This is a genomic window from Mumia sp. Pv4-285 (assembly GCF_041320275.1).
GTDB lineage: Bacteria > Actinomycetota > Actinomycetes > Propionibacteriales > Nocardioidaceae > Mumia > Mumia qirimensis.
In genome coordinates, this window is sequence record NZ_CP162023.1 from 2,159,654 (window position 1) to 2,170,493 (window position 10,840).

Here is a 10,840-nt window from a genome sequence, read left to right on the forward strand (position 1 = left end):
GTGGGCACCCCGGATTGCACGTTCTTGCAGGGGTCTGCAAGTATGTGCACATGGCTTCCCTCACGATCGCCGTCGCAGGCGCGAGCGGTTACGCCGGTGGCGAGGTCCTCCGGCTGCTGCTCGCGCACCCGGAGGTGGAGATCGGTGCCCTCACGGCCGGTTCGAACGCAGGCTCCGCCCTCGGTGCGCACCACCCCCATCTGACGCCGCTCGCCGGCCGGACCCTGTCCGACACCACGCGCGAGGTCCTCGCCTGCCACGACGTGGTGTTCCTCGGGCTTCCGCACGGCGCCTCGGCCGCGGTCGCAGCCGACCTCGGCGACGACGTCCTCGTCGTCGACTGCGGCGCCGACTTCAGGCTGAGCGACCCCGCCGACTGGACCGCGTTCTACGGCGGCGAGCACGCGGGCACCTGGCCGTACGGACTGCCGGAGCTCCCCGGCCAGCGTGACCGCCTGGTGGGGGCCCGGCGGATCGCAGCGCCCGGCTGCTTCCCCACGGTTTCGACGCTGAGCATCCTGCCGGCCGTCGCCGAGGGGCTGGTGGAGCCCGACGTCGTCGTGGTCGCCGCCACGGGCACCTCAGGCGCCGGCAGGTCGCTCAAGCCGCACCTGCTCGGGTCCGAGGTGATGGGGCAGGCGTCGGTGTACGGCGTGGGAGGCGTCCACCGTCACACCCCCGAGATCGAGCAGAACCTCCGTCTCGCCGGTGCCCAGAAGGCTCGGGTGTCGTTCACGCCCGTCCTCGCGCCGATGTCGCGGGGGATCCTCGCCACCGTCAGCGCCCCGCTCGCCGCGGGAGCGGACGTCGACGCCGTGCGCGCGGCGTACGAGAAGGCCTACGCCGACGAGCCGTTCGTCCACCTGCTGCCCGAGGGCCAGTGGCCGCAGACCAAGGCGGTGCTCGGCTCGAACTGCGTCCACGTCCAGGTCGCCGTCGACACCCGGGTCGGGCGCGTCGTCGCCGTCGGTGCGATCGACAACCTCACCAAGGGCACCGCGGGCACGGCGATCCAGTCGATGAACCTCGCGCTCGGGCTCCCCGAGACACTCGGCCTCCCGCTGGTGGGGGTGGCCCCGTGAGCGTCACCGCACCCCAGGGCTTCCGTGCCGCCGGCGTGGCCGCCGGCCTGAAGTCGACGGGCGCTCCCGACGTCGCGGTCGTCGTCAACGACGGACCGACGTCGAGCGCAGCCGCCGTCTTCACCTCCAACCGCTGCAAGGCCAACCCCGTGCTCTGGAGCGAGCAGGCGATCCGCACCGGGAGCGCTCGGGCGATCGTCCTGAACTCCGGTGGCGCCAACTGCTACACCGGCCCCGAAGGCTTCGCGACCACGCACCGTACGGCCGAGGTCGCCGCCGAGCTGCTCGGCATCGCGCCGGTCGACGTCCAGGTCGCCTCGACGGGCCTGATCGGGCTCCTCAACGACCGGGACGCGCTGCTGGCCGGGGTCCGTACGGCGGTGGGCTCCCTCGGTGCCGACGGCGGGCCGGACGCCGCCCAGGCGATCATGACCACCGACACCCGGCCGAAGCAGGTCGTGCACGAGGGCGCCGGCTACACGATCGGCGGGATGGCCAAGGGGGCGGGCATGCTCGCACCGTCGTTGGCGACGATGCTCGTGGTCCTCACCACCGACGCGGTGCTGACTCCCGCGGAGTGCGACAAGGTGCTCCGCCACGCGACGGCGCTCAGCTTCGACCGGCTCGACTCCGACGGCTGCCAGTCCACCAACGACACGGTCCTCCTGATGGCGAGCGGCGCGTCCGGCGTCGAGCCGTCCGTCGACGACCTCGCCGTCGAGCTCGCCGACCTGTGCCGCGACCTCGCGCTGCAGCTGCTGTCCGACGCCGAAGGCGCCGACCACGACATCGCGATCGAGGTCGTGAACGCGGCGACGGAGGCCGACGCCCTCGAGGTCGGACGGGCGGTCTCCCGCAGCGCCCTGTTCAAGACCGCGATCTTCGGGCGCGACGCCAACTGGGGCCGGATCCTCGCCTCGGTGGGCACCACTGCGGCCGCGTTCGACCCCGCCGACCTCGACGTCGCGATCAACGGCGTCTGGGTCTGCCGCAACAGCGGCCCCGGTGAGTCACGGGACCTGGTCGACCTCGAGCCGCGGGCGGTCACCGTCCAGATCGACCTGAAGGCGGGCCCGGAGAAGGCGACGATCTGGACGAACGACCTCACGCAGGCGTACGTCCACGAGAACTCGGCGTACTCGTCATGACGGGCGTCGACGCCGGTGCGGGGATCCCCGCCCACTGGAAGCGCAAGACCGAGAAGGCCGCGATCCTCGCCGACGCGCTCCCGTGGCTGATGAAGTACCACGGCAAGGTCATCGTCGTGAAGTACGGCGGCAACGCGATGGTCGACGACGAGCTCAAGCGGGCCTTCGCCGAGGACATCATGTTCCTGCGGTACGCGGGCTTCAAGCCCGTCGTCGTGCACGGCGGCGGCCCCCAGATCTCGTCGATGCTCGACCGGCTCGGCATCGCCTCGGAGTTCCGCGGAGGCCTTCGCGTCACCACGCCGGAGGCGATGGACGTCGTCCGCATGGTGCTGGTGGGCCAGGTCGGTCGCGAGCTCGTCGGCCTCCTCAACGCGCACGGCCCGGTCGCGGTCGGACTGTCCGGCGAGGACGGCGGCCTGTTCACGGCGGTGCCGACCGGAGTCGTCGTCGACGGTGAGGAGGTCGACCTGGGCCTGGTGGGCGAGGTCAGCGAGGTACGCCCCGAGGCGGTGCTCGACCTCATCGAGGCCGGTCGCGTGCCCGTGGTGTCCTCGGTCGCGCCGGACGTCTCCGGGCAGGTCCACAACGTCAACGCCGACACCGCCGCTGCGGCGCTCGCCGTCGCGCTCGGAGCGGAGAAGCTCCTCGTCCTCACCGACGTGGAGGGCCTCTACCGGGACTGGCCGGAGAGCGACGACGTCATCGGCGAGATCGGCGTCGACGCGCTCGAGCAGCTCATGCCGAGCCTCGCGTCGGGCATGGTCCCCAAGATGGGGGCCTGCCTCAAGGCGGTCCGCGAGGGCGTGTCTCGCGCGACGGTCGTCGACGGGCGCGAGCCGCACGCCGTGCTGCTGGAGATCTTCACCGACGAGGGCGTCGGGACCCAGGTCCTTCCCGAGGCCGAGACCTTGATCCGTACGGCGCTGAGGAGGCAGGCGTGAGCAACCCGACGACGCAGCAGGAGTGGCTGGAGCGCTACTCCGAGTCGATGATGAACACGTTCGGTCCGCCGCAGCGCGTCCTCGTGCGCGGCGAGGGCTCGTACGTGTGGGACGCCGACGGCAACCGCTACCTCGACCTCCTGGCCGGCATCGCCGTGAACGTGCTCGGTCATGCGCACCCGGCCGTCGTCAAGGCCGTCTCCGAGCAGGTCGGCACGCTCGGCCACATCTCCAACTTCTTCGCCTCCGAGCCGCAGGTCACGCTCGCCGAGCGCCTGCTGGCGCTGTTGGGCACGGACGGCAAGGTCTTCTTCGCCAACTCGGGGACCGAGGCGAACGAGGCGGCCTTCAAGCTCTCCCGCCGGACCGGACGGACCCGTCTCGTGTCGGCGACCGGCAGCTTCCACGGCCGCACGATGGGAGCGCTCGCGCTCACCAGCAAGGAGGCCTACCGGGCTCCGTTCGAGCCGCTCCCGGGAGACGTCACGTTCGTCCCGTACGGCGACCTCGACGCGCTGCGCGACGCGGTGGACGAGACCGTGGCGGCCGTCGTGCTGGAGCCGCTGCAGGGCGAGGCCGGTGCGATCGATCCGGGAGCGGGATACCTCGCGGCTGCCCGGGAGATCACGGCAGCGCACGGCACGCTGCTGTGGATCGACGAGATCCAGACCGGCATCGGTCGTACCGGTGCCTGGTTCGCGCACACGGCCGAGGGGATCGTGCCCGACGTGGTGACGGTCGCCAAGGGCCTCGGCGGAGGGATCCCGATCGGCGCCTGCATCGCGGTCGGAGCGGCCGCCGATCTGCTCCAGCCCGGCAACCACGGCACGACGTTCGGCGGCAACCCCGTCGCCGCGGCTGCCGCCCACGCCGTTCTCGACACCATCGAGTCCGACGACCTGCTCGAGCACGCGACCGTCACAGGGGAACGGTTGCGCGGCGGGCTGGGCGACCACCCGATGGTCGCCGACACCTCCGGCGCGGGCCTGCTGGTGGGCATCGGCCTTCGGCAGCCGGTCGCCGCGCAGGTGCAGGCCGAGGTCCTCGCGCGTGGCGTCGTCATCAACGCCGCGGCGCCCGACCGGCTCCGGCTGGTCCCGCCGCTCGTCCTGACCGCCGAGCAGGCCGACGAGGCAGTCGCGGTGATCCGCGCCGTGCTCGACACCCACGCCCTGGCGTCGACGCCCGTCACGACCGAGGAGCCTCCCGCATGAGGCACTTCCTCCGTGACGACGACCTGACACCGGCCGAGCAGGCCGAGGTGCTGGACCTCGCCGACAGGCTCAAGGCCGACCGGTACGCCGCTCGTCCGCTCGCGGGCCCGCAGACGGTCGCCGTCATCTTCGACAAGGCGTCCACGCGCACCCGGATCTCCTTCGCGGTCGGCGTCGCCGACCTCGGCGGCAACCCGCTCGTGATCGACGCCGGCAGCAGCCAGATGGGACGCGGCGAGTCGGTCGCCGACACGACGCGGGTCCTCGAGCGGATGGTCGCGGCGATCGTCTGGCGGACTTTCGCCCAGTCCGGCCTCGAGGAGATGGCGTCGGTCAGCCGCGTCCCGGTCGTCAACGCGCTGAGCGACGACTTCCACCCGTGCCAGCTGCTCGCCGACCTGCAGACCGTGCGCGAGCACAAGGGCACGCTGGCCGGTCTCACGCTGACCTACGTCGGTGACGGCGCCAACAACATGGCGCACTCCTACCTCCTCGCGGGAGCGACCGCCGGCATGCATGTCCGGATCGGGGCGCCCGCGGCGTACGCACCACGTGCCGACGTGGTCGCCGACGCCGAGAAGATCGCCGCGAAGACCGGCGGGTCGGTGGCCGTGACGACCGAGGCGCTCGACGCGGCAGCAGGTGCGGACGTGCTCGCCACCGACACCTGGGTCTCCATGGGCCAGGAGGACGAGAAGGCGGAGCGCATCGCGACCTTCGGGGCGTACGGCATCTCGAGCGCCCTGCTCGCCGCTGCCGCCGACGACGCGATCGTCCTGCACTGCCTGCCGGCGTACCGCGGGCTCGAGATCGCCGGTGACGTCATGGACGGTCCGCTGAGCGTCGTCTGGGACGAGGCCGAGAACCGCCTCCACGCCCAGAAGGCCCTCCTGGTGTGGCTGCTCGAGCGGTCGGGACGCACGCCGTGAGCACCATCCCAGGCACCAAGGCCGCCCGTCAGCAGCGCATCGTCGACCTCCTGCGCACCCACGTCGTGCGGTCGCAGAACGACCTCGCCGACCTGCTCTCCGCCGACGGCCTGAACGTCACACCCTCGACGCTGTCGCGCGACCTGGTCGAGCTCGACGCCGTACGCGTTCGTCACTCCAGCGGAGGCCTCGTCTACGCCGTGCCCGCCGAGGGCGGTGACCGGACTCCTCGCCCCGCGGTCGAGTCGGTCTCGGCCCAGGCGAGGCTCGCACGGCTGTGCAACGAGCTGCTGGTCTCGGCCGAGGGGTCCGCGAACCTGGTCGTCCTGCGAACACCGCCCGGTGCAGCACAGTTCTTCGCCGCGGCGATCGACCACGCAGCACCGGGCAACCTTCTCGGCACCATCGCGGGCGACGACACCGTGCTCGTCATCTGCAAGGACCCCGTCGGGGGGCCGTCGGTCGCGGACGAGTTCCGTGCGATGGCGAGCCCCGTCCCGGTGGTCACGAACACCGACAGCACCATCCCAGGCCCGAGCACGCGCCTGGGCAAGGACAACAAGGAGACATCATGAGTGATCGGGTCGTACTCGCGTACTCGGGCGGCCTGGACACCTCGGTGGCCATCGGCTGGCTCGGCCAGGAGACCGGCGCCGAGGTCATCGCGGTCGCGGTCGACGTCGGCCAGGGCGGCGAGGACATGGACGTGGTCCGTGAGCGGGCGCTCGCCTGCGGTGCGGTCGAGTCGATCGTCGTCGACGCCAAGGACGAGTTCGCGGAGGACTACTGCCTGCCGGCGGTCCGGGCGAACGCGCTCTACCAGGACCGCTACCCGCTGGTCTCCGCGCTCTCGCGCCCGCTGATCGTCAAGCACCTCGTCGAGGCGGCGACGTACCACGGCGCCAACGTCGTGTCCCACGGCTGCACCGGCAAGGGCAACGATCAGGTCCGCTTCGAGGTCGGGACGAAGTCGCTCGCGCCGCACCTCACGGTGATCGCGCCGGTGCGGGACTACGCATGGACCCGCGAGAAGGCGATCGCGTACGCCGAGGAGCACGACCTGCCGATCGACGTCACCAAGAAGTCGCCGTACTCGATCGACCAGAACGTGTGGGGCCGCGCCGTCGAGACGGGTTTCCTCGAGGACATCTGGAACGGCCCGATCGAGGACCTGTACTCCTACACCTCCGACCCGGCGCAGCAGCGCGACGCCGACGAGGTAGTCATCGGGTTCGAGTCGGGCGCCCCCGTCGCGATCGACGGCAAGCCGGTGACGATGCTCCAGGCGATCCAGCAGCTCAACGAGCGCGCCGGCGCCCAGGGCATCGGCCGCATCGACATGGTCGAGGACCGCCTCGTCGGCATCAAGAGCCGCGAGATCTACGAGGCGCCCGGTGCGATGGCGCTGATCGCCGCGCACATGGAGCTCGAGAACGTCACCGTCGAGCGCGAGCTGGCCCGCTTCAAGCGCGGCGTCGACCAGCGCTGGGGCGAGCTGGCCTACGACGGCCTGTGGTTCTCGCCGCTCAAGCAGACCCTGGACGCGTTCGTGAACAAGTCGCAGGAGGCCGTCACCGGCGAGGTCCGGATGACGCTGCACGCCGGCAAGGCCACCGTGACCGGACGTCGCTCGGCCACCAGCCTGTACGACTTCAACCTCGCGACGTACGACGAGGGCGACACGTTCGACCAGAGCATGGCGAAGGGCTTCATCGAGATCTTCGGCATGTCGAGCACGTTGGCGAACAAGCGCGACCAGGCGCTGGTGGGGGAGTGACCGTGACCGGCGGGCAGCCCGAGGAGGTCCCAGGGGAGCGGTCCGCGCTGTGGGGCGGGCGTTTCGCGTCAGGACCGTCGCCGGAGCTGGAGGCGCTCTCGCGCTCCACGCACTTCGACTGGCGGTTGGCTCCGTACGACCTGGCGGGGTCGCGTGCGCACGCGCGGGTCCTCCAGCGGGCGGGCCTGCTCACCGACGACGACCTCACGGCGCTGCTCGCCGGCATCGACGCGCTGGAGGACGACGTGGCCTCCGGCGCCTTCACGGCCGACCCGGGGGACGAGGACGTGCACACCGCGCTCGAGCGCGGACTGGTCGACAGGCTCGGAGCCGAGCTCGGTGGGCGGCTGCGCGCCGGTCGGTCGCGCAACGACCAGATCGCCACGCTCGGCCTGCTGTACCTGCGCGACCACGGCCGTGAGATCAGCCGGCTCGTGCGCGAGCTCGTCGCGGCGCTCGCGGACCAGGCCGAGAAGCACCTCGGCGTGGCGATGCCGGGGCGGACCCACCTCCAGCACGCCCAGCCCGTCCTGCTGAGCCACCACCTGCTCGCGCACGCGTGGCCGCTGGTGCGCGACCTCGACCGCCTCGCGGACTGGGACGCGCGCGTCGCGGCCGGCTCGCCGTACGGGTCCGGTGCCCTCGCCGGCTCGTCGCTCGGGCTCGACCCGGAGCAGGTCGCGGCCGACCTGGGTTTCACAGGCTCGGCCCCGAACTCCATCGACGGGACGGCAGCGCGCGACTCCGTGGCGGAGTTCGCGTTCGTGACGGCGATGATCGGCGTCGACGTCTCGCGCCTCGCGGAGGAGATCATCGTCTGGAACACGAAGGAGTTCGGTTTCGTCACGCTGCACGACGGCTACTCCACCGGCTCGAGCATCATGCCGCAGAAGAAGAACCCCGACATCGCCGAGCTGGCGCGCGGCAAGGCAGGGCGCGTGATCGGCAACCTGACCGGGCTGATGGCGACGCTCAAGGGCCTTCCGCTCGCGTACAACCGCGACCTGCAGGAGGACAAGGAGCCGGTCTTCGACTCGGTCGACACGCTCGAGGTCCTGCTGCCGGCGTTCACGGGCATGGTCGCCACGCTCACGTTCCACACCGAGCGGCTCGAGTCGTTGGCGCCGCAGGGTTTCGCGCTGGCGACCGACATCGCCGAGTGGCTGGTGCGCGAGGGTGTGCCGTTCCGCGTCGCGCACGAGCTGTCCGGGGCGTGCGTCCGGGTCGCCGAGGCGCAGGACAAGGAGCTGTGGGACCTCACCGACGCGGAGCTCGCCGAGGTGTCGCCTCACCTCACCCCGGCCGTACGCGACGTGCTGAGCGTCGAGGGATCGATCGGGTCGCGGGACTCCCGAGGGGGTACGGCGCCGGCTCGCGTCGCCGAGCAGCTCACCGAGCTCCGCGCCCGCCTCACCTGACCGCGAGCCAACGCAGCCGTACGGCGAGTCAGCGGGCGCGGTAGCGGCGCTCGGGTCGGCCGGCGTCGCCGTACCGGAGCCGCACCTCGGCCGTTCCCGCGTCGACGAAGTGCTCGAGGTAGCGCCGGGCGCTCACGCGCGAGATCCCCACGGCCGCGCCGCACTCGGTCGCGGACAGCTCGTCGTGCTCGCTGAGCGCGTTCGCGACGAGCGCGGCCGTCTCGCGGCTGAGCCCCTTCGGCAGCGGGGGGCGGCTCGGCGCGGCGGGCGACGCTCCCGTTCCGAACGCGAGATCGATCTCTGCCTGGTCCGGGGGACGGGGACCCTCGGCGAGCGCCTCGGCGGCCTGACGGACGTGCTCGAGCCGCGCTCGCAGGTCCTCGTACGCGAAGGGCTTCACGAGGTAGTGCATGGCGCCGCCGTGCAGCGCCGCCTTCACCGCCTCCGCGCTGCGCTCCGCCGTGATGACGAGGACGGCCGGGTCGTGGCCGCCGGCGCGGATCTCGCGCAGGAGGCTGAGCCCGTCGCCGTCGGGGAGGTGGACGTCGAGGAGCACCACGTCGGGGTCGAGGCGCTCGACCGCCTCGAGCGCGTCCTTCGCGGAGTGCGCGGTGCCGGCGACGGCGAAGCCCTCCGTCCGCTCCACGAAGGCGGCGTGGATCCGCGCGACCATGAAGTCGTCGTCGACCACGAGCACGTCAAGCACCATGGCCGACAGCCTCCCGCACCGGCAGGTCGACGACGAACACGGCACCGTCCTGGTCCTCCACCCGCACCTCGCCACCCCGCTCGGAGCAGATCAGGCGCACGAGCGGCAGACCGATGCCTCGCCCGCCGAGCTCGGCCGGCTTCGTCGAGAAGCCGCGCACGAAGATCGCGTCGTGGAGGGCGTCCGGGACCCCGGGGCCGTTGTCCCGCACCTCGACGTGCAGGCGGTCACCCGTCGTGGTGAGCGTGACCGCGACCGTGGCCGCCGGTGTCCCGCGGGCCGCATCCGTGGCGTTGTCGACGAGGTTGCCGAGGATCGTGACGAGGTCGGCCGACGACCGGGGCTCCAGGACGGGGAGCACCGACCCGGGCACGATGCGGAGCGTCACGCCGACCTCCGCGGCCCGGCTCGTCTTGCCGATGAGGAGCGCGGCGACGGCGGGGTCGTCGACGTGCGCGGTCACGGTGTCGGCCACCTCCGTGCGGCGTTCGGAGACCGTGCCGATGAACCGGTCGACCTCGGCGTACTCGCCGAGCTGGACGAGACCCGAGATCGTGTGGAGCTGGTTGGAGAACTCGTGGGTCTGGGCCCGCAGCGTGTCGGTCAACGAGAGCGCGGTGCCGAGCTGGCTCTGCAGGGCGACGACGTCGGTACGGTCGCGCAGGGTGCTGACGGTCCCGATGCCCTCACCGCCGCTCGCCGCGTGGCGCTGGTTGACCACGAGGACCCGGTCGCCGAGGACGAGCGCGGTGTCCGTGCGGTCGACCGCTGCCCCAGCGAGGACCCGGGCGACGTCGGGCGGGAGACCGACGTCGTCGACGGGGCGGCCGACGTCGCGTGGTTCGAGCCCGAGCAGCGCGCACGCGCTGTCGTTCAGCACGGTGATCCTGCCGTCAGTGCCGACCGCGACCACGCCGTCGCGGATGCTGTGCAGCAGCGCCTCACGATGGTCGGCGAGGGTCGCGATCTCGGCCGGCTCCAGCCCGTGGGTCCGGCGCCGGATCAGTCGCGAGAGCAGCCAGGACCCGGCGATGCCGAGGAGCGCGCCGACCCCGAGGTAGAGCACCAGGTCGGGAGCGGCCGACGAGAGCCGCCGCCACACCGACGGGTACGTGTCCTCCGCGGTCACGACGGCGACGAGGCGACCGTCGTCGGAGATGACCGGAGCCTGACCGACGATCCGCGTCCCGTCGGGGTCGTCGACGTCGCCGGTCCACGCGCGCCCGTCGAAAGCGGGGGTGGCGGCCGACTCGGTCGTGCCGACGAGACGCGGGTCGGTCGACGCCAGGACGTCGCCGTCAGGAGCGACGAGGCTGACCGTGTCCGAGCCGGACAGGTTGGCGGCCTGCTGGATCGCCGGGGCGAGCCGTCGCGGTGCCCCGGGCGTGCTCGCCTCGGACCGGACGACGGGGGGGTTGGCGACGTACTCCGCGGCCGCCTGCAGCCGGCTGCCCCTCAGCTCGCGGAAGTCGGTCGTCGACTGGCGTACGGAGATGATCGCGACGACCGCGAGCACGACCGCCACGACACAGAGCTGCAGCACCAGGAACTGTCCGGCGAGGGTGGCCCGGGGGCGGCGCAACGACCACAACGACCACAACCTCCTTTGGTTCCGCAAG

The 10,840-nt window shown here is 72.1% G+C and carries 10 protein-coding genes; 8 read left to right on the forward strand and 2 right to left on the reverse strand.

All coding sequences use genetic code 11. The features are described 5' to 3' along the window. Nucleotides 1-50: 50 nt before the first annotated feature. The 8 genes from argC to argH are packed head-to-tail and all read left to right on the forward strand — an operon-like array spanning nt 51 to nt 8,512. Entirely contained in the window at nt 51-1,082 is a 1,032-nt protein-coding gene (gene argC, locus AB3M34_RS10420) for an N-acetyl-gamma-glutamyl-phosphate reductase (protein WP_370619646.1), read from the forward strand. Further along, on the forward strand, nt 1,079-2,230 hold the full coding sequence (gene argJ, locus AB3M34_RS10425) for a bifunctional glutamate N-acetyltransferase/amino-acid acetyltransferase ArgJ (protein WP_370619648.1): 1,152 nt from the start codon (nt 1,079-1,081) through the stop codon (nt 2,228-2,230). The genes argC and argJ overlap by 4 nt, the downstream gene beginning before the upstream one ends. Next, nucleotides 2,227-3,174, forward strand: coding sequence for an acetylglutamate kinase (gene argB, locus AB3M34_RS10430; protein WP_370619650.1), 948 nt, complete (start codon nt 2,227-2,229; stop codon nt 3,172-3,174). The genes argJ and argB overlap by 4 nt, the downstream gene beginning before the upstream one ends. After that, nucleotides 3,171-4,388 carry an acetylornithine transaminase gene (locus AB3M34_RS10435; protein WP_370619652.1) on the forward strand — a complete coding sequence of 406 codons (1,218 nt, stop codon included), beginning with the start codon at nt 3,171-3,173 and terminating at the stop codon, nt 4,386-4,388. The genes argB and AB3M34_RS10435 overlap by 4 nt, the downstream gene beginning before the upstream one ends. Then, complete coding sequence (gene argF / locus AB3M34_RS10440; protein WP_370619654.1) at nt 4,385-5,317, forward strand: ornithine carbamoyltransferase; 933 nt, start codon at nt 4,385-4,387, stop codon at nt 5,315-5,317. The genes AB3M34_RS10435 and argF overlap by 4 nt, the downstream gene beginning before the upstream one ends. After that, complete coding sequence (locus AB3M34_RS10445) at nt 5,314-5,892, forward strand: arginine repressor (RefSeq protein WP_370619655.1); 579 nt, start codon at nt 5,314-5,316, stop codon at nt 5,890-5,892. The genes argF and AB3M34_RS10445 overlap by 4 nt, the downstream gene beginning before the upstream one ends. Then, nucleotides 5,889-7,094 (forward strand): argininosuccinate synthase, encoded by a 1,206-nt coding sequence (locus AB3M34_RS10450; protein WP_370619657.1) that lies wholly within the window; start codon nt 5,889-5,891, stop codon nt 7,092-7,094. The genes AB3M34_RS10445 and AB3M34_RS10450 overlap by 4 nt, the downstream gene beginning before the upstream one ends. A gap of 2 nt (nt 7,095-7,096) precedes the next feature. Continuing rightward, the gene (gene argH, locus AB3M34_RS10455) at nt 7,097-8,512 is read left to right on the forward strand and encodes an argininosuccinate lyase (RefSeq protein WP_370619659.1); all 1,416 of its coding nucleotides are present in this window, start codon (nt 7,097-7,099) and stop codon (nt 8,510-8,512) included. A gap of 28 nt (nt 8,513-8,540) precedes the next feature. Here the strand turns inward: argH and AB3M34_RS10460 are convergent, their stop codons facing one another. Together AB3M34_RS10460 and AB3M34_RS10465 are read right to left on the reverse strand one after the other, a co-directional pair. Next, entirely contained in the window at nt 8,541-9,221 is a 681-nt protein-coding gene (locus tag AB3M34_RS10460) for a response regulator (protein ID WP_370619661.1), read from the reverse strand. Beyond that, nucleotides 9,211-10,812 carry a sensor histidine kinase gene (locus AB3M34_RS10465; protein WP_370619662.1) on the reverse strand — a complete coding sequence of 534 codons (1,602 nt, stop codon included), beginning with the start codon at nt 10,810-10,812 and terminating at the stop codon, nt 9,211-9,213. The genes AB3M34_RS10460 and AB3M34_RS10465 overlap by 11 nt, the downstream gene beginning before the upstream one ends. Between the last annotated feature and the right edge of the window lie 28 nt (nt 10,813-10,840).

Bases quoted from the DNA above. Each gene is read 5' to 3' on its own strand.
- argF (WP_370619654.1), top strand. From the start codon at position 4,385: ATGAGGCACTTCCTCCGTGACGACGACCTGACACCGGCCGAGCAGGCC.
- argC (WP_370619646.1), top strand. From the start codon at position 51: ATGGCTTCCCTCACGATCGCCGTCGCAGGCGCGAGCGGTTACGCCGGT.
- AB3M34_RS10460 (WP_370619661.1), bottom strand. From the start codon at position 9,221: ATGGTGCTTGACGTGCTCGTGGTCGACGACGACTTCATGGTCGCGCGG.
- argB (WP_370619650.1), top strand. From the start codon at position 2,227: ATGACGGGCGTCGACGCCGGTGCGGGGATCCCCGCCCACTGGAAGCGC.
- AB3M34_RS10450 (WP_370619657.1), top strand. From the start codon at position 5,889: ATGAGTGATCGGGTCGTACTCGCGTACTCGGGCGGCCTGGACACCTCG.